This is a genomic window from Variovorax sp. 10L426 (assembly GCF_056395305.1).
Genome location: NZ_JBFTJF010000001.1, coordinates 181312 through 203492 on the forward strand (window position 1 = coordinate 181312; position 22181 = coordinate 203492).

Annotated in this window: 27 protein-coding genes; 18 read left to right on the forward strand and 9 right to left on the reverse strand. The window is 64.2% G+C overall.

The features are described from left to right. Positions 1 to 120 precede the first annotated feature (120 nt). Together AC1DHL_RS00960 and AC1DHL_RS00965 are read left to right on the forward strand one after the other, a co-directional pair. Positions 121 to 453 carry a cell envelope biogenesis protein TolA gene (locus tag AC1DHL_RS00960; RefSeq protein ID WP_478159889.1) on the forward strand — a complete coding sequence of 111 codons (333 nt, stop codon included), beginning with the start codon at positions 121 to 123 and terminating at the stop codon, positions 451 to 453. A gap of 70 nt (positions 454 to 523) precedes the next feature. After that, positions 524 to 907 (forward strand): DUF1622 domain-containing protein, encoded by a 384-nt coding sequence (locus tag AC1DHL_RS00965; protein ID WP_478096417.1) that lies wholly within the window; start codon positions 524 to 526, stop codon positions 905 to 907. 17 nt (positions 908 to 924) lie between these two features. On the opposite strand, the gene AC1DHL_RS00970 is transcribed toward AC1DHL_RS00965, so the two are convergent. Then, a complete protein-coding gene (locus AC1DHL_RS00970) occupies positions 925 to 1308 on the reverse strand; it encodes a glutaredoxin (RefSeq protein ID WP_478096415.1) in 384 nt (127 codons plus the stop codon). A gap of 127 nt (positions 1309 to 1435) precedes the next feature. Between AC1DHL_RS00970 and AC1DHL_RS00975 the strand changes: the two genes are divergently transcribed. Then, positions 1436 to 1669, forward strand: coding sequence for a hypothetical protein (locus tag AC1DHL_RS00975; RefSeq protein WP_478096413.1), 234 nt, complete (start codon positions 1436 to 1438; stop codon positions 1667 to 1669). A 157-nt stretch (positions 1670 to 1826) separates the two neighbouring features. Next, the gene (locus tag AC1DHL_RS00980; RefSeq protein ID WP_478096411.1) at positions 1827 to 2273 is read left to right on the forward strand and encodes an SRPBCC family protein; all 447 of its coding nucleotides are present in this window, start codon (positions 1827 to 1829) and stop codon (positions 2271 to 2273) included. A gap of 10 nt (positions 2274 to 2283) precedes the next feature. Here AC1DHL_RS00980 and AC1DHL_RS00985 read toward each other — a convergent pair whose 3' ends face one another. Beyond that, on the reverse strand, positions 2284 to 2550 hold the full coding sequence (locus tag AC1DHL_RS00985) for a hypothetical protein (RefSeq protein WP_478096410.1): 267 nt from the start codon (positions 2548 to 2550) through the stop codon (positions 2284 to 2286). A gap of 55 nt (positions 2551 to 2605) precedes the next feature. Between AC1DHL_RS00985 and AC1DHL_RS00990 the strand changes: the two genes are divergently transcribed. Continuing rightward, entirely contained in the window at positions 2606 to 3094 is a 489-nt protein-coding gene (locus AC1DHL_RS00990; protein WP_478159891.1) for an OsmC family protein, read from the forward strand. Here the strand turns inward: AC1DHL_RS00990 and AC1DHL_RS00995 are convergent. From AC1DHL_RS00995 to AC1DHL_RS01010, 4 genes are all read right to left on the reverse strand, one after another. Then, positions 3078 to 3500 carry a hypothetical protein gene (locus AC1DHL_RS00995; protein WP_478096407.1) on the reverse strand — a complete coding sequence of 141 codons (423 nt, stop codon included), beginning with the start codon at positions 3498 to 3500 and terminating at the stop codon, positions 3078 to 3080. The two genes, AC1DHL_RS00990 and AC1DHL_RS00995, sit on opposite strands and share 17 nt — an antisense overlap. A gap of 16 nt (positions 3501 to 3516) precedes the next feature. Further along, a complete protein-coding gene (locus AC1DHL_RS01000; protein ID WP_478096405.1) occupies positions 3517 to 3831 on the reverse strand; it encodes an NIPSNAP family protein in 315 nt (104 codons plus the stop codon). An 87-nt stretch (positions 3832 to 3918) separates the two neighbouring features. After that, the gene (locus AC1DHL_RS01005; protein WP_478159893.1) at positions 3919 to 4698 is read right to left on the reverse strand and encodes an adenylate/guanylate cyclase domain-containing protein; all 780 of its coding nucleotides are present in this window, start codon (positions 4696 to 4698) and stop codon (positions 3919 to 3921) included. Further along, on the reverse strand, positions 4698 to 5786 hold the full coding sequence (locus AC1DHL_RS01010; RefSeq protein WP_478159895.1) for a carboxymuconolactone decarboxylase family protein: 1089 nt from the start codon (positions 5784 to 5786) through the stop codon (positions 4698 to 4700). The genes AC1DHL_RS01005 and AC1DHL_RS01010 overlap by 1 nt, the downstream gene beginning before the upstream one ends. Positions 5787 to 5955: 169 nt before the next feature. On the opposite strand from AC1DHL_RS01010, the gene AC1DHL_RS01015 reads away from it, so the two are divergent. Beyond that, on the forward strand, positions 5956 to 6876 hold the full coding sequence (locus AC1DHL_RS01015) for a protein NO VEIN domain-containing protein (RefSeq protein ID WP_478159897.1): 921 nt from the start codon (positions 5956 to 5958) through the stop codon (positions 6874 to 6876). Here the strand turns inward: AC1DHL_RS01015 and AC1DHL_RS01020 are convergent. Continuing rightward, positions 6822 to 7859, reverse strand: a complete 1038-nt coding sequence (locus AC1DHL_RS01020; RefSeq protein WP_478096399.1) for an SDR family oxidoreductase — start codon at positions 7857 to 7859, stop codon at positions 6822 to 6824. The two genes, AC1DHL_RS01015 and AC1DHL_RS01020, sit on opposite strands and share 55 nt — an antisense overlap. Positions 7860 to 7953: 94 nt before the next feature. On the opposite strand from AC1DHL_RS01020, the gene AC1DHL_RS01025 reads away from it, so the two are divergent. From AC1DHL_RS01025 to AC1DHL_RS01070, 10 genes are all read left to right on the forward strand, one after another. Further along, positions 7954 to 8847, forward strand: a complete 894-nt coding sequence (locus AC1DHL_RS01025) for a LysR family transcriptional regulator (protein WP_478159899.1) — start codon at positions 7954 to 7956, stop codon at positions 8845 to 8847. A 159-nt stretch (positions 8848 to 9006) separates the two neighbouring features. Continuing rightward, entirely contained in the window at positions 9007 to 9414 is a 408-nt protein-coding gene (locus tag AC1DHL_RS01030; protein ID WP_478096395.1) for a hypothetical protein, read from the forward strand. A gap of 48 nt (positions 9415 to 9462) precedes the next feature. After that, positions 9463 to 9717, forward strand: coding sequence for a hypothetical protein (locus AC1DHL_RS01035; RefSeq protein ID WP_478096393.1), 255 nt, complete (start codon positions 9463 to 9465; stop codon positions 9715 to 9717). Positions 9718 to 9816: 99 nt separating this feature from the next. Next, on the forward strand, positions 9817 to 11709 hold the full coding sequence (locus tag AC1DHL_RS01040) for a GAF domain-containing sensor histidine kinase (protein ID WP_478159901.1): 1893 nt from the start codon (positions 9817 to 9819) through the stop codon (positions 11707 to 11709). A gap of 11 nt (positions 11710 to 11720) precedes the next feature. After that, positions 11721 to 12332 (forward strand): response regulator transcription factor, encoded by a 612-nt coding sequence (locus AC1DHL_RS01045; RefSeq protein WP_478096389.1) that lies wholly within the window; start codon positions 11721 to 11723, stop codon positions 12330 to 12332. 113 nt (positions 12333 to 12445) lie between these two features. After that, the gene (locus AC1DHL_RS01050; RefSeq protein ID WP_478096387.1) at positions 12446 to 12877 is read left to right on the forward strand and encodes a response regulator transcription factor; all 432 of its coding nucleotides are present in this window, start codon (positions 12446 to 12448) and stop codon (positions 12875 to 12877) included. A gap of 21 nt (positions 12878 to 12898) precedes the next feature. Next, the gene (locus AC1DHL_RS01055; RefSeq protein ID WP_478159903.1) at positions 12899 to 13453 is read left to right on the forward strand and encodes a hypothetical protein; all 555 of its coding nucleotides are present in this window, start codon (positions 12899 to 12901) and stop codon (positions 13451 to 13453) included. Between the two features lie 146 nt (positions 13454 to 13599). Beyond that, positions 13600 to 14385, forward strand: coding sequence for a DUF3313 domain-containing protein (locus tag AC1DHL_RS01060; protein WP_478159905.1), 786 nt, complete (start codon positions 13600 to 13602; stop codon positions 14383 to 14385). A 16-nt stretch (positions 14386 to 14401) separates the two neighbouring features. After that, entirely contained in the window at positions 14402 to 15163 is a 762-nt protein-coding gene (locus AC1DHL_RS01065) for a porin family protein (RefSeq protein ID WP_478096381.1), read from the forward strand. Positions 15164 to 15172: 9 nt separating this feature from the next. Continuing rightward, entirely contained in the window at positions 15173 to 16186 is a 1014-nt protein-coding gene (locus tag AC1DHL_RS01070; protein ID WP_478159907.1) for a formylglycine-generating enzyme family protein, read from the forward strand. On the opposite strand, the gene AC1DHL_RS01075 is transcribed toward AC1DHL_RS01070, so the two are convergent. Then, a complete protein-coding gene (locus AC1DHL_RS01075) occupies positions 16171 to 17403 on the reverse strand; it encodes a cation:proton antiporter (RefSeq protein ID WP_478096377.1) in 1233 nt (410 codons plus the stop codon). The genes AC1DHL_RS01070 and AC1DHL_RS01075 overlap by 16 nt on opposite strands. A gap of 189 nt (positions 17404 to 17592) precedes the next feature. Between AC1DHL_RS01075 and AC1DHL_RS01080 the strand changes: the two genes are divergently transcribed. Beyond that, positions 17593 to 18036: a YidH family protein gene (locus AC1DHL_RS01080; RefSeq protein WP_478159909.1), complete on the forward strand. Its 444-nt coding sequence runs from the start codon at positions 17593 to 17595 to the stop codon at positions 18034 to 18036. Between the two features lie 131 nt (positions 18037 to 18167). Then, positions 18168 to 19661: an arylsulfatase gene (locus tag AC1DHL_RS01085; protein WP_478096373.1), complete on the forward strand. Its 1494-nt coding sequence runs from the start codon at positions 18168 to 18170 to the stop codon at positions 19659 to 19661. Between the two features lie 72 nt (positions 19662 to 19733). Here AC1DHL_RS01085 and AC1DHL_RS01090 read toward each other — a convergent pair whose 3' ends face one another. Further along, positions 19734 to 22145 carry a DUF6351 family protein gene (locus AC1DHL_RS01090; protein WP_478159910.1) on the reverse strand — a complete coding sequence of 804 codons (2412 nt, stop codon included), beginning with the start codon at positions 22143 to 22145 and terminating at the stop codon, positions 19734 to 19736. Between the last annotated feature and the right edge of the window lie 36 nt (positions 22146 to 22181).

Below are 22181 nucleotides of genomic sequence, written 5' to 3' on the forward strand. Positions count from 1 at the left end.
TAGGTGGCGGCCGGGATTTACCCGTCTAGCCACCGGGACAAGAATCGGTTCGCGTCTGCTGGCAGGTCGCATGAGGTATGCGACCCCGCGCGGGCACACCATTTCATCAAGGAGCCCGAAATGAGCAAAATTCTTGCAGCCATGATCACCGCGCTGATTGCGGCAGGTGCTTACGCCCAGAACCCACCGGGTGCTTCGTCGCAGGAGCAGGTCATCACCAACACCAAGCCGCAGCAACGTGCTCAGGCGAAGGACAAGACAAAGTCGCAGAAGGAGGTAGGGAACACCGGCGGCGATGAAGCGGGCTCGGCCATGAACGATGACATCGGTTCCGGCAAGGCAGCGGCGGCCGGCCAGGCGAAAGCCAATGCGCGCATGGCCAAGAATCCAAAGGACAACGCTGGCCAGTTCCCCGCTCCGCCCAATACTCCCGGCATGCCGGCAGCCAAATAGGCCAGGACTTGCCTGAGCGGCTTGGGTCCTCGATCGGAACCGGGGGCTCTTGGAGGACCCAGGATCGCAGATGGAAGAACTGCTGCACACCTCTGCGCACATCCTCTCGCGACTGCTCGAAGCCGCTACGCTGGTGCTTCTTGCGCTGGGTGCGTTGATGGCCATCACAAGGCTGGTCGCCGGCGCGCTCGCACGTCGGCCGGCGAACGAGGTGGCGTTGGACGTGTGGCAGGGCCTGTCACGCTGGACGATGGTGGGCCTCGAGTTCCTCCTGGCCGCGGACCTGGTGTCGACGGTGGTTTCGCCGAGTTGGGACGAACTCGGACGCCTGGCCACCATTGCGGCGATACGGACCGTGCTCGGCTTCTTCCTCGGGCGTGACCTTGAAGCCGCTCGCAGGATCGCACGCGAGAACGCCGAGATGGCCGCCGCGGTCGGCAAGGGCCGAAGTTGACCAAGCGCTCCCAGCTGTCAGCTCGGAACTGTCGCGTCGGTCATCAACCTCGGCAACTCGCCACTCGCGATGAGCTTCTGGAGATCCTCGGCTCCACCGATCAGCGTGCCCCGCACGAACACCATCGGCAGCGTTGGCCAGCCGGTCCACATCTTGAGCGCATTGCGCTGGCGCCATTTCGAGAAATAGCTTCCATAGCCGATGTAGTGGTAGGGCACCCCGGCTTCATCGAGCAGGCGCCGGGCCTTCTTCGGAAATGGGTTGATCCCCATCCCGACCACGACGACCGGATGCGCCGCCACGGCGCCCTGCACCTCGCGGACGATGGCGGACTGGTGCCGGGCAATCTTGTCGCGGACGGCGGGATGAATGTGGGTTTCGGCAAGGACTGCCCGGGGCATGAGTGCTTTCTTTGGCTTTCTTTGAAAGCAAGGCAGCTTACATGCGCCGCACGACTGGGTAAAAGTCTCCTGGGGAATCGAATCGCCCCCGGCGTTCGCTTTGGGGGCTCTTTGATCGGCGATCTCCGTGGACGATGAGCAGATGACTCGCGCGGCGCTCATCTCCGACCGGATCGTCGTCTTCGTCTTCATCGCCGGGGTCGACCAGGCGACCCGGATCGACGTCCAGGCGATCATGAAACGCGTTGAGATGAACCCGCAGCGCGGGCTCGAAGTCTGGCTGGGGCATGGCGAGCGACATGATGGGCACTCCAGTTACGTTTGCGAGGAAGGTATGTCCCTTGGCCCGCACCCGGTGTAGGAGGCCGGGCGCGGCGTAGCGCTCCGCCGGCTAATTCGATGGCTCAATGAGTCCTACGAAATCGCGTCCTTGTCGGCTCTGTCGTACATCGCTTCGTTTCGATTGCGGACGCGCCCTGCCCTGCTCTATCGTCGGGGCTCTTCAGGAGAACACATTCATGGCAACCAACACCGTCCGTCTGCACCGCGTGCTGCGCACCCCGCCGGAGCGGCTCTACCGTGCATTCATCGACCCCGGCGCCTTCGAGCGCTGGCTGCCGCCATTCGGGTTTACCGGCAAAGTCCACAGCATGGAACCTGTGGTCGGGGGCGCCTGGCGCATGTCCTTCACCAACTTCGGCACCGGCCACAGCCACTCGTTCGGCGGAAAGTACCTGGAACTCGTTCCCGGCCAGCGCATTGCATACGACGCGACATTCGACGACCCCAACCTGCCGGGCAGCATGAAGACCACCGTGACGCTGACCCCGGTGTCCTGCGGCACTGAGATGTCCGTCGTGCAGGAAGGCATCCCCGATGTGATTCCGACCGAGATGTGCTACCTGGGCTGGCAGGAGTCGCTTGTCGCGCTGGCCCAGTTGGTCGAGCCGAACATCCCGGGTTGAGCAAGCGAATCTATCGCCCTGCGACGGACCAACCCGCCTGCTGGTTCGTTTTGTCGTTTTCATACTCCCACCGCGTGCCGCAGGCGTCGCAACGGTAGCTGGTGATGGTGACCGTGTGACCGCCGGTGTCGCCATCACTGCGTTCCGCCTTGCGACTGGAAGTCTGAACGAGCTCTGCGTGCCCGGGCGCACGGCGCCAATTGCGCTGGATTCCTGCGCACGAGGTGCAAAGCACCATCTTTTTCTGGTCTTCTCGTCGGTCGGAATCGTTGGTCATACAGTTTCGTCACCCAGTCAGTCGTTTTCGAGCATGGGCCGGGACGCGTTCGACCATGCTTCAGGAAGCACAGATTGTCGGTCCAAGCACCTACGCCATGGAGCATGCCGTGCAGATATCCGCCACCGTCAGGAACTCGCGAGCCCACCACGAAGTCGCCGTGCGCACCGGCGGAAACACGCAATCGCTCGCCGTGCTCTCCAAGCCCTCTGGCAGGGGCTCCGCGATCAATGGCGGCGAGTTCCTCATGCTCGCGCTCGCAACGTGCTACTGCAATGACCTCTACCGGGAGGCTGAGCGTCTGGACATTCCGGTAGAAGGGGTCGCGGTCGAGGCGACGGCAGAGTTCCCGGGCATTGGCCTGGCGGCATCCAACATCCGATACGAGGTCACCGTGTCGTCTCCGGCGCCGCTTGAGGCCATCGCCGCCCTGGTGCGCCAGACGGATGCGGTCGCCGAAGTACACAACACCATTCGTGCAGGAGTTCCGGTCGCTCTTTCAGAGCCTCCCGCCGGCTTGGCGGCAGCTACCGGCTCAATTTGATGAGACTGAATACGATCGCTGCGAGCTGGGCGATGTTGATCAGGATCGCGGTGATGTGAGTCCTGCGGAATCCCGGAATTGCATCCATGTCATTCGACTGGATCTGCGTTCCGAGCGAGTCCATCTTGGGGATGATCATCTTGCGCAGGACGACGGCAATCAACGCCAGCGCTGCAGCACCCGCCGCGATCCCCGGACGACCCGCAGATGCAAAGCTGACCGCTGTTGCACTCGCCGTCAAGAATGCGGCGCGGTAGTAAATGTTGAAGAAGCCCCGCACAAAGCGGGCGTCGAGCGGCGTGTCGTGCTTGAGGATCAACAGCGGAATGGAACCCATGATGAAGTAGGCCGTCGTGACGAGGAGTGCCACCGTAAAGAACAGGGCAAGAATCAAGGCGGCAGACATGACTGTATGGAAGCCTTCATGCGAGCGGCAACTCGCGCATCAGGTTGCTGCGCACCCACGTGAACGCCCCCGACTGGACATTGCTCGCTTGCCAGCGGCGGAATTCGGGATCGGCCGACAACAGATCCGTGACCTTGGCGTACGCCGTCGCGTTCTCGAACTGAACCGTCATGACGTAGTTGCCCAGCTCCCCAGCGGCCACGGCCCACAGTTGGGCGTCGGGCGCTCCGTGCTTCTTCCAGAGCGCCGCGCCCGCCTTCACGGCTTCGATGACGGCTCCGAGATCGGCTCCGGGGTTGGGTCGCAGGACATATCGCGCTTCGTAGGCCATGGAAGTCTCCTTCGATGCAGAAAGAGCCGACATTGAAGCACTTGGGCGGTTGCAGGGCAATCGAGAAAGACTTGCCGCTGGCGATGCTCACCCTTCGGCCTCCACGCAATAGGTCTGGATCGGCTCCGCCTTGCCCTTGACCATTGCCGGCGGCATGGCCCGCAGGCGAAACTGATCGCCCACCGTGAGGCGAATGTCCTCCGTGATCAACAGATCGACTTCGTACTTGCTGGTCAGCCCTTCGACCCGGGAGGCGACGTTGATCGGATCGCCCGTCACGCTGAACTTCGAAAGGCCGGCGGTGCCGATCACGCCCGCCACCACCTCCCCGCCGTGAATGCCGATGCCGAAGCGCAGTTCGGGCAGGCCCTTCTCGCGCAAGGTGGCGTTGTACCGCGCCAGTTCCGATCGCATTTCCAGGGCGGCCAGTACGGCGTCCCGCGCCTGCCAGGGGTTGGCCTCCATGGCGCCGAACAGGGCCAGCAAACCGTCGCCCACGAACTCGGTGACATGACCATGATGACGAGTGATCGCAACCGTCATGTGGCGGAAATAGTCGTTCAGGATGCTCACGGTGACTGCGGGATCGAGCCGGTCGCACAGGGCCGTGAAGCCGCGCAGGTCCGCAAACAACATCGTCACTTGGCGCCGCTCGGGTGCGAAGGCGTCACCGGTACGGGTGAGCCGCTCCACCACGTCAGCCGGCACGAAACGCTCGAACTGACGTTGCAGTCGCTCCAGCCTGTCATCGGCCGCCAGCAGCAACTTCTCGAGTTGTTCGTTCTGGCGACGGCCGCGCAGAACGAACACCACGACGCCCGAAAGGACGATGACCCCGACCGCGGCAAGGACCCACGTCAGCGCCATCACTCCAGCAACATGGCCAGCCGGACGGTTCCATTCGCCAGCGAAGCCACGCCGATGGCTTCGAGCAGCGCGTCATCGGCGCCCAGTTCGGCACCGAGGGCGCGTGTCTTTTGCTGGATCGACGAAGGTTCGTAATACACCGTGTCGCGCGCCCAGGCCAGGAGGCCGGCTTCGCGTTGCGCCAGTCGGGGGCAGCGAAGCGTCGACATGGCGTCTGCGATTTCGGCCTGGCTCAGGCCCTCTTGGAGCAACATGCGGGTCGCCGCGCCTTCGCAATACGGGCAGCCGAGCGTTCGCGCGACCACAGCGAACATCAGCGCCTTGGCGTTGCGGCTCAGCACCCCCGACTCGAACGCGCCATCGAGCGCCGCCTTCACGACCCTGCCCGCAGGCAGACCGGCAAGCGGCGCCACCACCACGCCAAAGGGGCCGGTAGCCAGCGCAGCCTGATCCTGCGGCGCTTGCTCCGGCCTGCTCGGCGCGAACTTCTTCATCGTCCGCATCATGAGCGCGAGCAGCCAACGGAAATGTCCGCTGGCCATGCGTTCGAACTTCTGCTCCGGCGGACATGCCAGCAGGGTGCTCACGCGGTTGTAGAAGCAGCCGAGCGAGATCGCAAAGGCGATTTCACCGATTTGCGCCGGGGTGTAGCCAAGTTCGAGCAGCTTGGCACGCTCCGCCGCGGCCGGGCGTGGCCTCGATCGCGCAAGACTGCGGCAGAAGGCGATGTAGGCGCGCTCCTTGTCGTCCAGTTCGGCGGTCTGCACGTCACGCTCGACCTGCTGGATGAAAGACTCGGAATAGCCCAGCACCTTCATGTAGGCGCGGTTCGCGCCATAGCAGTAGCGGCACGAATTCTCCTGGGCCGTCACCATGTTGCCGATGCGAAGCAGCCGCTCCGGCAGCGCGACCCCCACATAGTTCGTCGCCTCGTAGGCAGCCTCGCGCAGCCAGCGGCTGGGTGCAACCCGGCGGTCGACCTCGAGGACCTGGGCACCGCGACGCTTCAGTTCGGCTTCCCACGCCTTGTCGTGCGCCGCCGGCAGGACCGGCTCGCTCCACTGGATTTCACTCAGCAGTACAGCCATCTGCCGCTCCGGTGTCGGATCGTTTGCACATGGGACAACTCCTCAAGGACGGCTCGAATGCTACCCAATGCGGGCCGCCTCCGCTTGCCTTGCAACGTTCGAAGCAGATTCGCGCGCGGTGGCTTCACGGCATACTTGAAGCAGTCACAACTGTGTTGAATGCTCCCGTATGGACAAAGAAGTCGACCCTGCAGTACTTGCGGTCATCAATGAAAAGCGCCTGACAGGCGAAAAAAGAACGCCCGTCGAGATCATCGCCAGGATGGGCGTGTTCGAAGCACGCGAAAAAGCCTCCGAGCACGCCTGGCTGGCAACGGGCGACAACGTCATCGCCACCGTCTGGGCCGAATTCGTGAGCGTCGGCGCCGGCGGGCGGTGGTTCTATCTCGAATCCCTGGACACCCATCATCGGATTGGCGGCGGCGAGCGCAGTGCCCTGCAAATGCAGCGCGCCAAGGACCGGCTCAACCTGCTCAAACGCACGCTGGACGCGGGGCAGGGGTTGAGGGTCGTCCTGCAGACGAACCGTGTCGCCATTCTCGATATGGAGACCGACAGGGCCGCGAGGGTTTCGACGCGGGTGCCGGACGACGAGCACTGGCATATCGCGGCGTGGAATCCCGAACAGAGATTCGCGGTCATGGTTCGCGGCCCGCAAGGCTGGCAGCCGACCGAGGAAGAGATCCAGGCCGCACGGGCGCGAGGAAGCCTTCCCGCAGTGGCCGTGGTGCCGGAGGGCACGTCCGGCCAGGCGTCCCGGGAAGACGTCCAGACGGCCGCGCTGGACTACCTGACGCGTCATTTCGCGGGCTACGGCTACAAGGCCGAGAACGTCGCGAGCCAGAAGCTCGGCTACGACATCGAGGTGTCGGACAAGAAGGGCAACACCTTGCTCAAGCTCGCGGTCAAGGGCACCTCGCCCGGCATGACCAGCTTTCAGCTGACGGGTGAAGAGCGCGCGTGCGCAAAGCGCGGAGATCCGTGGCGCCTCGTGGTGGTGACGGACGCAACCAGCCCTGCGGCGCAGCACAAGCTCTACAAGCCCTCGGAGGTCGAGAGCGCACCGGGTCTCGAACCGCTGCTCGAATAAGGCGTTGCGCCCTCGGCCGCGAGGCTGCCCATGCCGACCAGCGCGGCCTCGACGGCCTGATCCAGCGGCGTATGCGGCTCGTACCCCAGGGCTGCGACGAGCCGTGCGTTGTCCATGCGTATCGGCGTGCGCCACAGGTAGCGCATCTCGCGCATTTCACGGAAAGTCGTCACGAATGGCGAAGCCAGCATCAGCAGCCACCAGGGGAAGGCCGAGACGCGCGGCTCGCTGCCCGTGCGGCGCAGGACCACGCGCCGGATGGCGTCGCTCATCTGCGTGCCGTCCGCGTCCCAGTGGCCTGCCATGTGAAAACTCGCGAAGGTGCCGAGCGAGTCGCGGCGCGCCAATAGCTCCACCATCGTTCGCGCCACGTCGGGCAGGTACGACCATTGGTGCCCGACGCCACGCTCGCCGGGATCGCTCACAGTCTTGACGGGCTGCCCGGCCTTGACCAGCCCCTGCGAGAACCAGTTGTTGGCCGCCTTCGGCCCGAAGAAATCACCGGCCCGCACGATCAGCACGCGCGCGCCGTCCTGGCTGGCTTTCAGCAGGCGCTGTTCCATCTCCACGCGAATCGCACCCTTGCGCGTCAACGGGTGCTGCGGCGAATCTTCATGCAGCACCGGGAAGGCGTCCGGTCCGAAGTTGTAGACCGTGCCCGGCAGCACGATCGTCGCGCCTTCGGCGATGGCAGCGGCAATGGTGTTGTCCAGCATCGGCAGCACCCATTCGGACCACCGGCGATAGCCGGGCGGATTGACCGCGTGGACGATGACCGAGCAGCCTTTCGCCGCATTGGCAACGTCTTGCCGATTCAGTGCATCGCCGCGCAACCATGTCAGGCCGTCCTTGCGCTCCACGGCTTGCTCGGCGCCGCGTTTCAGCGCGCGCACCTGCCAGCCTGCGTCTTGCAGTTGGCGGGCAAGTTCGCCGCCGATGCCCCCTGTGGCGCCGAGAACCAGAACCGTTCTGCTGCTGCTCATGACTTTTCTCCATTCGTTGCTGATGGACGAATTCTTGGCGGTATCCCATCGGATTGAAATTGCATGGAACCATCCAGCCGCTATACATTGATGTATGAGAGAAGACATTGGCTGGGAGCTCTACCGCTCATTTCTTGGCGTGCTGAAGGAAGGTTCGCTGTCCGGTGCCGCACGGGCGCTCGGCATCACCCAGCCGACCGTGGGCCGCCATATGGCGGCGCTCGAAGGGGCGCTCGGCGTCGTGTTGTTCACGCGGTCGCAACTGGGGCTGATGCCCACCGAGCTGGCGCTGGCGCTCCGGTCCTACGCCGAGGCCATGGAAAGCACCGCCGCCTCCCTGGAGCGCGCAGCTTCCAGCCACGGTGAGGGCGTGCGTGGCGTCGTGCGTGTGTCAGCCAGCGAAGTGGTCGGCGTCGAGGTATTGCCGCCCATCGTTGCGCGGCTGCGAGAACGCCACCCGGACCTGAAAGTCGAACTGGTGCTGACCAACCGCGTGCAGGATCTTCTTCAGCGCGAAGCCGACATTGCGGTTCGCATGACGCGTCCGCGTCAGGAGCAACTCGTGGCGCGCCGCGTGGCGCAGATCGAACTCGGCCTGCATGCGACCAGCGATTACCTGAGCCGGCACGGCACCCCGCGCAACGTGCGCGATCTGGAAGTCCACTCGATCATTGGCCACGACCAGCCAACCGACTTCATCCGGCGCATGGGCAAGTCCCTGCCAGCCTACAGACGCGAGGGCTTCTCGCTGCGCACCGACAGCGATCTCGCGCAACTGGCGCTGATCCGCTGCGGCGCGGGCATCGGCTTCTGTCAGGTCGCACTGGCCAGGCGCGACGACTCGCTGCGGCGTGTGCTTGCGAAGTCGTTCTCGCTCCAGCTGGAGACTTGGGTCACGATGCACGAGGACCTGCGCAACAGCCCGCGGTGCCGCGCCACCTTCGATGCGCTGGCCGAAGGAATGCAGGAATACGCCGGAAACATGTAACAGGGCCCGCTAATTCTTGCCAGAGGTAACCAGTATTGGCAAATCGTGGGTGTGTCCGGGTCTCGTACGTGGTTGCTACGTGGCCGCCGGGATTTCGCCTCCGTGCGTTGCATTCCATCATGTCCAGCGCCAACAACCAGCCGACAACCGGTAACCACCATGACCTACCTTCCCGTTTCATCGCTCAAGCACCTCGCGGCCGTCGCCTTGATCGCTCTGGCGGCAGGATGTGCCAACAACGCGCTCAACAACGACAACCTGGCCATCGCCTCCGGCTTCAAGGTCGTCACGCCCGTCAAGCCGGAACAGCGCGCCATGCTGGCGAAGCTGCCCAAGGACCAGGTCTCGCCGGTCAATTACCAGGGCAAGACGTACTACGTGATTCCCGATTCGATGAACAATCTGGTCTACGTGGGCGGACCGACGCAATACCAGGACTATCAAAAGCTGCGGGTGGCCAAGCAACTCAGCAACAACAACCTCGAGGCAGCCCAGATCAATCAGATGGACATGGACTGGGGTGGCTGGGGCGGATGGGGTGGTCCGGGATTCATCGGATTTCGCTAGCACGATCGTCGTTGAACGTGCGCTTTTTCCCTCGAGAAAGGCAGTCCCATGAAAAAGATCATCGCCATCGCATGCGCCGTCCTGGCCATGGCGGCTTTGCCAGGGTTCTCGTCGGCACAGGGGGACGGCGGCAGCCAGACATCCTGCGAGTTGCAATTCAGCACTTGCAAGCAGACGGCCCACGCTGACTACCAATTCTGTGTCCAGGCCTCGGAACAGAACTGCAAGCGGAATCTGGACAGGGCACTGCAGCAATGCAGCAACGCGCAGTACCGTTGCAACATGGCCACGGGCAATTACTAGCCATAGCAATAGCGAAGAACAACACTCCCGAACGGCCTATTGCCGTTCGGCAAATCGCGGCGTTAGCATCGGCGCCCTGACAGCAACTGGACGTCGTCGATGGCCGTGCGCCCCTCCGAAGCCTGCGCGACACCGGCTGCCATGCGATTCGCTTCCGATTCGCCGGTGGCCCAGGTGAAAAGGCCAACTCTGGCTTCGGTGCACGACTTGCTGCGCTTCGAGCGCCTCCTGTCGGATCTGTCGGCGACATTCATCGCCCTGCCCTCCCAGGAAATCGATACGGCGATCCAGGACAGCCTGGCGCGCGTCGTATTTGCGCTGAACATCGATCGATCCACCCTCAGTCGGGTCTTCCCCTTGAGCGGACGGATCGAGGTCACCCATTCGTTCGCTCGGGATGGCATCGAGCCGGTGCCCAAGAGCCTTGCGGCGCGCGAAGTCAGCCCCTGGGCGCTCAAGATGGCGATGGCCAACCGGCCGGTGGTTTTCGAGCGCCTCGACGACCTGCCGCCTGAAGCCAGCGTCGACAGGGAAACGCTGCGCAGCATCGGGCTCAAGTCGCATGTGACGATGCCGATCATCGTGGCCGGCGAACTGCATGGCGGCCTGAGCTTCGGTTCCGTCCGTGCGGAACGTAGCTGGTCGGACGAGCTTCTGAGTCGCATGCGGCTGCTGGCGAATGTTTTCGGTAGCGCCCTGGCGCGCAAGCGCACACAGGAACAACTCGACAATGCGATCGGGTTCGAGCGGCTGGCCAGTGGCATCCTGGCCTCCCTGGTACTGGCCGGGCCGGGCCAGACCGAAGCCGCGATCGGGATCGGCCTGCGCCAGATCGGCCAGTTCATGGGAGCCGAACGGGTCGGCCTCTGGGATCGCGTATCCGGTGACGCGACGTTTCGCACCGTCCAGCGCTGGCATGCCGATGGCTTTGAGGCGCCGTTCGCCGTGGGCGACACGCCTGATCTCCCCTGGATCATGCAGCGACTGGCGGCGGGCAACATCGTGCGCCTGCCTCGGGTCGGCGATCTTCCGTCTGCAGCCGAGGTCGACCGGATCGCATTGCAGGCATCCGGGGTGCGCTCCTTGCTGGTGGTGCCGATCTCCGTATCGGGCAGGATCGCCGGTGCCTTGTCGATCGCCAGCACGCAGCTCCAGCACGAGTGGCCGGACGCGCTGATGCCCGGCGTCAGCCTACTGGCCGAAGTGTTCGGCAGCCTTCACGCGCGCGATTCGGCCGAGCGCCGCAAGCTCGCCGCGGAGGTGGAGGCGGCACATTGGCGCGAGCGGCTGGCGCATCTTGTCCGGGTTCATACGGCGGGCGAGATGTCGGTCGCACTCGCCCACGAGATCACCCAACCGCTCGGCGCGATCGAGAACTACGCGCTGGCGGCACGCCGGCGTGCCGGCGAATCCGCGCCTGACCTGCCGCGTGTGTCTGAACTGCTGGACAAGGTCATCGGACAGGCCACACGTGCCGGCGACGTGGTCACGCGCATGCGAAGCATGGTGCAGCGGCATGAACTGGATCCGAAGCTCATCGACATCGAACGCGCGATCGCCGAATGCATCGGGATGGTGAAGATGGACTGCGAGCTGCGCGAGATCGATGTCCGTATGTCGGCAAAGAGCGGGCTGCCGTCGGTCACGGTCGACGAGATCCATTTGCAGCAGGTGGTGCTCAATCTGCTGCGCAACGCGATGGAGGCGATCGAGAATGGCGGCGGTGCGCGCGTGATCAGCGTCTCCATTGCACTCAACCAGCGCGAGGAGATCCAGGTGGAGGTCGCGGACACCGGCAGCGGCATTGCCGAAGGCGATCTGGAGCGGATCTTCGAGTCTTTCTACTCGACCAAGCCGAGCGGCCTGGGGGTTGGCCTGGCGATCTGCCGCAAGCTGCTCGAGGCGCATGGCGGCATGCTGTGGGCGTCGCACAATCCGGAAGGCGGCGCCCTCTTCCGATTCACGATTCCGGTCGCCGCACAGGCGGATTGACGATCAAAGACATGGCCGAACCCACTGTATTCATCATCGACGACGACGAGGGCTATCGCGACTCGGTACAGGAACTCGTGAGTTCGGTCGGCCTGCCCACCGAGACCTTCAGTTCGGCGCTCGAATTCCTCGACGTCTTCGATCCCGCGCGCCCTGGCTGCCTGGTGCTGGACGTTCGCATGGCACGCATGAGCGGCCTGGCGCTGCAGGAGCGACTGCACGCGATGGGCGCCACCATCCCGATCGTCTTCATCAGCGGCCACGGCGACATCGCCATGGCGGTCAAGGCGGTCAAGGAGGGCGCGGTGGATTTCGTGCAGAAACCCTACCGCGAGCAACAGCTGCTCGATGCCATCGACGAAGCGCTGCGCCGCAATGCAGCGCCGCGTCCGTATAGCGGGGACACGCAGCAGGCCCTGGCGAGCCGCATCGCGGCCCTGAGCCCGCGCGAGCGCGAAGTGATGACACTGGCGCTCAGGGGCCTGCCAAGCAAGGTGATCGCGAAGGAACTTGCGATCAGCCATCGCACCGTCGAGCAGCACCGCAGTCGCCTGCTCGAAAAACTGGGCGTGGGCTCGATTACCGAGCTTCTACGCCTCAATCTCCAGGTCTCGCCCGACTAGACCGCCCGCGGGCGCTACGTACGTGGCGCTGCGTGGTCGCCGGGATGGACTGCCCGCGTGCGCGCGTTCACCATGGGTATTCGAAAGGGCCGATCCGGCGGGCGCCGAAGGGCATGCCGCTGCCAAACGGTGGCGTGGCGGTGTCAGTCGAGATGCGTGCCGCCTCGTCGGAATTCATGCCTACACACGTGTATGTCGTCGCCGCCGATTCGCACGATCGCGCATGGATCGAATCGGCGCTCGTGCGCTGGGTGGACTCCTTGGTCTTCCTCGACGATGTCCGCGGGCAGCTCGCGAAAGTACCGCGCGCGCCGGGGCACTGCCTGATCGCCTCTGCCGACGAAGACGAGGCCGCGACGCTACGGCTGGTGCGCGAACTCAGAAGCTCGGGCGCCACCTTGCCGGTCATCGTGCTGGGCCCGCACACGGCGTTTCGGACGGCGGTCGACATCGCGCGGCTGGACGCGACCGATTTTCTCGAACGGCCGGTCAGCGTCCGACAGCTGTGTGCAGCCGTGCGCCGCGCCTGCTCGGAGACGCAGTGACATCGAGCGGCGCGCCCGACCATGGCCGACACGAAGATTGATACCGACCTGCTTCCTGGCGCCCTGTCGACGGCCACGTCTGAACTGTCGAACATCCGCCCCAGCCTGATCGAGAACGCGCTGACCCAGGCGTTGCCTCTGCCCGACATCATGTTCGGGGGTTTCGTGCTGGTGGTGGTGATCATGTTCCACGCGTTCTGGATCCGCATCATCACCAACTCGTTTCTGAAGCGATCGCAAGACATCCGGATGCGCGAATCGTTGTGGCGGACCGACCTGCTGTTTGCCGCCGCGGTGATGGCGATGCTGGTGCTGCATCTGGCCGAAGTGGTCGTATGGGCGGCCGCGCTGGTCTTCGGCGAGATCGTCGGCAACTGGGCCAGTGCCACCTACTTCGCAGCCAACTGCTACACCGCACTCGGAGAGCCGTTCTCGCTGCCGCGCGCCTGGCGCGTCGTGGCGCCCATCATTGCCATGTCGGGCATCTTTGCCTTCGCCTGGACGGCGAGCGTGCTGGTCAATTTCGTCGCTCGGTACAACGAGCTTCGGGCAGCCACCCTGGTGTCCGGACACTAACCGCGCGAACGCCATGCCGTCGCCTGCAGTACGTGGCAGCACCTACGGACTTCCGTGTGCGCACTGCATTCGCAGTCGTGCGCGCCCCGATGTCGGCAGCCTGCGGCCGGACCTAATCTTCCCCCTGCTTCCCAACAGGAATCCTCATGAACGCGTCTCCCCTCTTCGCCGCTTCGCTGGCCTGCGTGGCGATCTGCGCCGCCCAGCTGACAGGTTGTGCCGCGCCAGGCGGCGGCGCCGACGTGGTGGCGTCCGAAAACTCGAAGGACAAGGTCCGCAACGTTGGCTTCCTGAGCGAGCCGGGCCGGCTCAAGGCGGTTTCAGCCGATGGCGGACTGCTGTGCTGGCGCCAGTCCGGCGTCGATTGGAAGCGCTATGACAAGGTGATGATCGAGCGCATCCAGGTCTACATCAAGCCGACGGCCGACCAGCGGCCGATCGACCCCAGCGATCTCAAGACGCTGCTGGACTACTTTCATGCTGCGCTCGTGCGCGATCTGAGCCCGGAAGTGAAGATCGTCGACACCGCCGGACCGGGCGTGCTGCGGGTCCGGCTGGCATTGACGGCATTGGTGCCGACCAACACCGTCAAGAGCCTCGCGGGCACCGCCGTGCCCTATGGCTTCGTGGCCGAACTGGGGTCGGGCGCCAGTACCGGGCGCCCCGTCGGCTCGACACCCTACATGGGCCAGACCGGCCTCGAAGCGCAGTTTCGCGACGGCGCCACCGGCGCCGTGGTCGGCGAATGCGCCGACACCGAGATCGGACTCAAGTACGCGGCGGACCTGAACAGCGGCGCATCCACGGCGGCGCAGGCGTGGCTGGACGGCTACGCCAGCTCGTTCCAGAGCTGGACCTACGCACAGGATGCTTTCAACAAGTGGTCCGCCGTGTTCGCCCGGCGATTCGCCCAGCTGCGCGCGGGATCCTGATTTTCCTTGCAAGGCCATGGCACGCTCGAACACCCTTTCCATCACGGCAATCGGTCTGGTCTCGCTGCTCGCGGGCCTGCCCGCGGCCGCGCAGAACCTGGCTTCGGCGGACGCATGGCAATTCGAATTCGTCCCCTACCTGTGGTTCGCCGGCATTCGCTCGGACATCAAGCTCGGTCCGCTGCCCGGAAGCACCGTCCATATCAAGAGCAGCAGTGTGCTGGATGCGCTCGACTTCGGCGCGATGGGCACGCTGGAGGCCCGCAAGGGCCCCTGGGGCGGGCTGCTCGACATCATGTACGTGAAGCTCGGCGTATCCAACCAGTTTCTGGGCGGACTGGCGGGTGGCTACAACTTGAAGTACGACCAGACGGTCGTCACCATGGCCGGCTACTATCGGTTCGTCGACAACCCTACGGTGCAAGTGGATGTGCTGGGCGGCGCCCGCTACATCGACGCAAACAGCACTCTCGACGTCCCGCCCAGCCTGGTCGGGCCGGGACGACGGTTTGACAATTCCGCGGCTTGGTGGAACGGAATCATCGGCGTGCGTGCGCTCATGCCGGTTGGCGACAAATGGACCCTGATGGGCTACCTGGATGGCGGCGAAGGCAACTCGACATCGAGCTGGCAGGCGATCCTCGGAACCAGCTATGCGTATTCGCCCACGACTTCGTTCAAGTTCGGCTACCGCCACCTGGCCGTCAAGCTCGACGAGCACGCTCTCAACAAGGTGGCGCTGGGCGGCTTCTATGCGGGCGTCGGATTCAAGTTTTAATTCGACCTCATGAAGATTGAAGAACTCGCATCGAGCAACGCCATCGCTTCTCCCTCTCCCGGCATGCGATGGGTACCCGGCGGCACCTTCCGCATGGGTTCGGATCACCATTACCCCGAGGAAGCGCCAGCCCATCGCGTGACAGTCGACGGTTTCTGGATGGACGCGACCCCGGTGACCAACGCGCAGTTCCGGTCCTTCGTGGAGGCGACCGGCCATGTCACCTTCTGCGAGTTGCCGCCCAATCCCGGGGACTACCCCGGCGCGCTGCCGGAGATGCTCAAGGCTGCCTCATCGGTCTTCGTGCCGCCGCCTCATCGCGTGAGCCTGCACGATCATTACCAGTGGTGGCAATTCGTCGCCGATGCCAACTGGCGCCAGCCGCAGGGCCCGGGCAGCACCATCGCGGACAAGGACGACCATCCCGTCGTGCACCTCGCCTTGAGCGATGTGGAGGCCTATGCGAAGTGGGCCGGCAAGCAGCTCCCCACCGAGGCCGAATGGGAGTTCGCCGCCCGCGGCGGGCTGGATGGCGCCGAGTACGCGTGGGGTGACCAGTTCACCCCCGGCGGTCGGCACCAGGCCAACACGTGGCAGGGCGAGTTTCCGTGGCAGAACCTGGCCGAGGACGGCTTCGTGGGCACCTCGCCCGTGTGCAGCTTCGAGGCCAACGCCTACGGTCTCCACGACATGATCGGCAACGTCTGGGAGTGGACCGACAGCTGGTATGCGCCGCGCCACCCGGACGAGCAGCGCAAGGCCTGCTGCATTCCACTGAACCCGCGTGGCGCATCGATGGCGCAGAGCTTTGATCCGGGCATGCCGCAGCTGCCGATCCCGCGCAAGGTGATGAAGGGAGGCTCGCACCTGTGCGCGCCGAACTACTGTCGCCGCTACCGGCCCGCCGCCCGCATGGCGCAGCCGGTCGACACCTCGACCTCGCACCTCGGCTTCCGATGCATCGTGCGCACCGCGCCGGCGGCGGTCGAGACCCCTGCGAATTCGCGTCAGGGCGCCGGGTAGCCCCGCTCGACCACCGACGCGCGTTGCGCAAAGCGCTCCGTCAACAGGGGCCCGACGATGGACGTGAACAGAACCATGATCAACACGCCATCGAACATCCGCCCGTCGAGCAAGGGCTGTCCGGCTGCGTTGAACGTTTGCTTGGCGACCAATGCGGCTGCGAGCGTCGCCGCCACCTGCGGCAACGTCAACGACCACATCGTCATCCGCGCATCGGAAAGATAGCCGAACGCCCGCCCGCAGCCCTCCGACGCGGCCAGCTTGCCGACGAAAAGCGCACCGATGATGCCGGCCGCGAGGACCCCATCCGCCGACAGGCTTCGCAGCAACGCCAGCGGGTCGATCAGAAAGCCCGTGACGACGAAGAAGACCGGGATGAACAAGGTGGTGCCCATGAATTCGAGCTTGTTCTTGGCGGGCTTGTCCTTCACCGCGGCATTGACCGCCAGGCCTGCCATGAAGGTACCCACGATGCCCGGCAGGTTGATGGCCTGAGCCAGCAGCGCCGTGATCGCGAGGATGGCCAGCATGATCACGAAGTAGGTTTCCTCGTCATGCTCCACCCTCTTCAGGATGTAGGCCGCCGCGCGACTCAGTCCAGCCAGCACGAAGGCGACGAACGCGACGATCTCGAAGACCTGCAACGCCAGGCCCGATGCCGAGAACCCGCTCACGAACATCGGGACGCAGGCGGCGAAGACCAGCAGGGACAAGGTGTCCGACACCATCGTGGCGCCGATCGTGACGACCACCGGCTCCGTTCGCGTCAACCCGCGTTGCGTGACGATGGGCAGCGCGAGCAAGGTGTGGGAAGCCAGCAGCGACCCGACCACGATGGCGGGCAGGAGCTGGTATCCCAGCCAACTGGCCACGAGCGCACCCAGCACCAGCGGAACGGTGGTCGTGACCACGCCGAAGATGATCGATCGCGCGAGCTTCTGACGGAACAGTTCCAGATCGATCTCGAGGCCGGCAAAGAACATCAGCAGCAGCATGCCGAGCTCCGAGAAGAACTGTGCGATCGGATGATCCCTGGGAAAGACATCGAGCATGTGCGGCCCGAGCACCACGCCACTCAACAGCAGCCCGACCACCACCGGCACACGAAGGAGGCGCGCGATGTGCGGCATCACCAGGATCAGCGCCATGAAGATCGCCATCCTCGCAAGGACGGGAAGCAACTCGAGCGCCCGATGTACGACTTCAAGGAACACCATGTCGAACTCCCGGTGGTTGGCTGACGGAGCGACTATCGCCTGACGATTCTGGATGCCGCAGGCGGCGCTGCCTATGCCTGCGCGTACTGACCACCACGTACGTGATGAAGCCGTGTCCGCCACGATTCTCCCGGCGTCGATCAGCGCCTAGTCTTCCTCTCGCACTTCAATCTGTCCCGGCGGCCTTCCATGAGCTCCTCATCACGACGTCCATCGATCCCGAGTCGGGCACCGCCGCCACCGTCGGCCCCTGCCTCTGCCTCGGCGGCGCAGACGAACACGGACCTGGCGGTTTCTCGCACCGTCATGGCGGCGGATCGGACCTTGATGGCGTGGACGCGGACCGCGCTCTCGATGATCAGCTTCGGCTTCACGATCTACAAGGTTCTGGAGGCGCTCATCAGCCAGAGCACCATGCCGACGAGAGCGGGTCTGCCACGCGACGCAGGCCTTTTCCTGTCGGGGCTCGGCACCTTGGCGATGTTGATGGGCGTGATCGAGTACTGGGTCCACATCAAGGAGCTGCAGCAACTCAAGCGTTTGCGGCTCTTTCAGCCTTCATTCGTCATGGCGCTGATCATGCTCGTGGTGGGGGTATCGATCTTCTTCAGCATCGTGTTCAGGACGCTCTGAGCACGAGAGAAAAAATCACGTACGTGGTGCTGCGTGTGCACTCGGATGGCATTCGCGGACCCGTGTCATGAGAATTTTGACCGGTGCAATTCCGGGGTGATCCGACACCTCTTCACTAGCGAGGACTAACCATGACGACGACGAAGAAGCCCAACATCCTGATCCTCTGGGGCGACGACGTGGGCTGGTGGAACATCAGCTACAACAGTCGAGGCCAGATGGGTTTCCGCACACCCAACATCGACCGCGTCGCCAACGAGGGCGTCGCCTTCACCGACTACTACGCCCAGCAGAGCTGCACGGCCGGGCGCGCGGCCTTCATCACCGGCCAGAACCCGATCCGGACCGGCTTGACGAAGGTCGGAATGCCGGGTGCCGCCGTAGGTCTGCACGCGGAAGACCCGACCATCGCCGAGATGTTGAAGCCGCACGGCTACGCAACAGGCCAGTTCGGCAAGAACCACTTCGGCGACAAGGACGAGTACCTGCCCACGCTGCATGGCTTCGACGAATTCTTCGGCAACCTCTACCACCTCAACGCCGAGGAGGAGCCCGAGGACCCGGACTACCCGAAGGACCCCGAGTTCAAGAAGCGCTTCGGTCCGCGCGGCGTGCTGCACTGCCTGGCCGACGGCAAGGGCGGACAGACGATCGAGAACACCGGCGCGTTGACGAAGAAGCGCATGGAAACCATCGACGACGAAACGACCGAAAGGGCGCTCAAGTTCATCGACAAGTGCCACGCCGACGGCAAGCCTTTCTTCCTCTGGTACAACACCACGGCCATGCACTTCCGCACCCATTGCGCGGAAAAGCACAAGGGCAAGAGCGGCGGGCAGGGCGACTACAACGACGTGATGGTCGCGCATGACGAACACATCGGAGAGATGCTCGACAAGCTGGACCAGCTCGGCATCGCCGACGACACGATCGTCATGTACTCCACCGACAACGGCCCGCACTACAACAGCTGGCCCGATGCGGGCATCACGCCCTTCAGGGCCGAGAAGAACACCAACTGGGAAGGCGGCTGGCGCGTGCCGTGCTTTGTCCGCTGGCCCGGCAAGTTCAAGGCCGGGACGGTCATCAACGGCATCGTGTCCCACCAGGACTGGCTGCCGACGCTGCTGGCTGCGGTCGGCGAAGACGACGTGAAGGAGAAGCTCCTCAAGGGCTGCAAGATCGGCGAGAAGAGCTTCAAGGTGCACATCGACGGCTACAACATGCTGCCGTACCTGACCGGGCAGGTGCAGGAAAGCCCGAGGCAGTTCTTCTTCTACATCAGCGACGACGGGGACATCATGGCCATCCGCATGAAAGACTGGAAGGTCGTGCTGATGGAGCAGCGGGCGAAGACCCTGCAATGCTGGTTCGAGCCCTTTGTCAGATATCGGGCACCGAAGATATTCAACTTGCGCCGTGATCCGTTCGAGCGCGCTGACGAGAATTCGAACAGCTACTGGGACTGGGTCATCTCGCACGCCTACATCATCTACGCGATGCAGGGTGCCGTCGCGAATCAGATGGAAGCGTTCGAGAAGTTCCCGCCGCGCCAGAAGCCCGGTTCGTTCAACCTCGATGAACTCATGCGCAAACTCCAGGAAGCGAACAGCGCTGCGCATTGACCGCGCGCCGCATCCCGCGATGAACCACTGGCCCATCCGGATCGGCAAGCCGACCCGGATGGGACGCAGAGACTAGATCGGCGTCGACTGCGGGGCCGCCGGCAGCGGCACGCCGCCCGGGCCGTTCACATACGTGCGCGGCGAGACGGGCGCTTGCTGGCCGACCCCCGGCTTCGTGTAGTCGCAAACGCCGGTGCTGAACACCGTCTGCAGACGGCTCTGCTGCGACCCCGTGAAAGTGATGCCGGTGTAGTCGCTGAAATCCAGCGGCTTCAGCGTGCACTTCAGGATGTTCTCCGCGCGCGGGCCACCGGCGACCTGCCGCGGCGAAGCGTGGATCGCGAGCTTGGGGTCCGCATCGCATGTTGCCTGGTCAGTCACCTTGGTCGAGAAGGTCGTGTCCGTGCTCAGGTAGCAGAAGTCGAATGCCGCCGCCGGCTTGGACGCGAGAACCTGGGCCGGTGTGCGCTCGCTGTTCAGCGTGGCCTTCGGGGCGGCCGTGACCAGACTGGAAAGCCAGGCGTCCATGGTCAGGAAGGACTGGAGCGTCAGCGGTGCCGGTGCAACCAAGCCGGTCCCGAAGCGCCACATCACCTGATTGGCATGACCACCGCCGTCCTGGTCGAGGCGGTCGCGCTCGGCGAAGCTGCGCCAGATGTAGTGAATGCCGGTTTCGTCGTAGCCCCGCAGATCGATGATCGGGAGCTTCGCCAACTGCGCGCCGCTCGACAGGATTCCACTCTGGTAGGCAATCGGTAGTGCAGCCGCATCCGCCACCGAGCGGGACGTCGTCAAATTGGAGTCCGCGTCGCTGCCGCCGACCCCTTCGTTCAGCGTGACGAATTCCTCGGCATTGATGGCGCCGGAGAGCAGCGCCTTCAGGCCGTACTGAACGCCGACGTTGTCGTTCGTCTGGTTCGCGCGCGTCGTCCCCGGCGCGAGGCCCCACACCGCGACTGCGAGATCGGGGTCGCCGCAACGTGGCCCGGTCGGATTCGTCAACAGGTCGTAGACCTGGCTTGCCGGCAGCTTGCAATTGTTGGTTGGCCCACTCGGCGACGGCGCGAGAGTACCGTCGGCTTTGACGAGATTCGGCGTGTAGTTGCCCGGCTTGTTGTTGTATCCGAATGAGTTGACCCAGGACTGGCAGCTCGTTTGATCGATGTGGCCATTGATGGCGGTTTTCTTGGCGTTGATCTGTGTCGGCGTAAGGCCTTCACTACTCGTGAGAGTCCCCCAAGCACTACCGGCGTAGAAATTCACAAGCTGCACGCAGTCCGCCACTTCGATGCCTGTCGTGATCGAATCGGAAAAGTCGCATTGCACCTGAATGCCGTCGAGCAGACCGGGGAATGTCGAGGACACAGTGTTCTGCCCGATCGATCCGCCGGAACACCCGTTCCCCATCGTGTACTTGATCTCGCCGTAGGACTTGGTGATGTATTCCTTCATCATCATCACGGTCTCGCCGGCCAGGATGCGACTCGAGTTGTAGAGTGAATCGGTCATGCTGTTGTCGACGACCATCACCCCTCGGGAAAGCGCGCTGTCGTCCGCCCAATTCTGTTCAGAGCGGAACTGCAGGCGCGGCTGGCCCGTGCTGGCGCCGAAGGAATAGACAACCTTGCCGGTCCACTGCGCCTGGGGCGCGTTGGCAGTCCACGGCTTGGTGGGATCGAACAGCACGGCGATGTCGAAGATGCCGCGGTTCACCGTGCCGCGCTCGACCCTGACGATATAGGGCACTGGTGCCGTCGCCCCAAGCGGCGTGGTGGTTGCGACCGATGCCATCGGCGTCGTGCCCGGCACGTAGGGCTGCAGGCAGGAGGTCGCTGGGGTCGTCGGATTCGGGTTGGCGATCGTCGGTGAGGGATCTGGCAGTTGCGAGAACGTGCAGCCGCCGTCGTTGGCGGCCACGCTCAGTGGAGTGAGTGTTCGATAGAACAGCTTGGTCTCGGTCTTGATATTGCATTGCGCATCGATCGCGGTCGTGGAGAGCCCACTCGCATTGGTCGCAGCAGACGACGCCGTTGCGGCTGTCGGCGCTGGCGTCGCGCAAACCCACGGCATCACCTGCGTGCTCAAAAGCACAGGACCGCCGATCGGATGGTTCGTCAGCTTGAGTGACGCGCCGCGGAACGAGTCGTCCGTGGCCGTCACCTTGAGTGTGTTGTCGCCATTGGCGAGCCCCGTCACGAGGCCGACGGTCCGTCCGTCGCTACGGGTTTGCTTGAACGCACTCGTCACGTCTGCAGAGCCGAGTGAGACTTTCAATGCGGAAGTCTTGCCCCCCGACGGCAACTTGATCTCGACCAATGCCGATCCGCCCGAAACCATATCGGGCCGCGTTGACAGGGACTGCACTTGGACTTGCTGCGCAGTCGGAATGGGGAGCCCTCCTCCCCCACCGCCGCCGCAGGCGACCAGAAAGACGCACAAGGTCGAGCCCGCGGCACAAGCCGCCACCTTTCGATAGAGCCTCATAGGTTGTCTCCGTTTTTGGCGTTGGAAGCCGGCTCA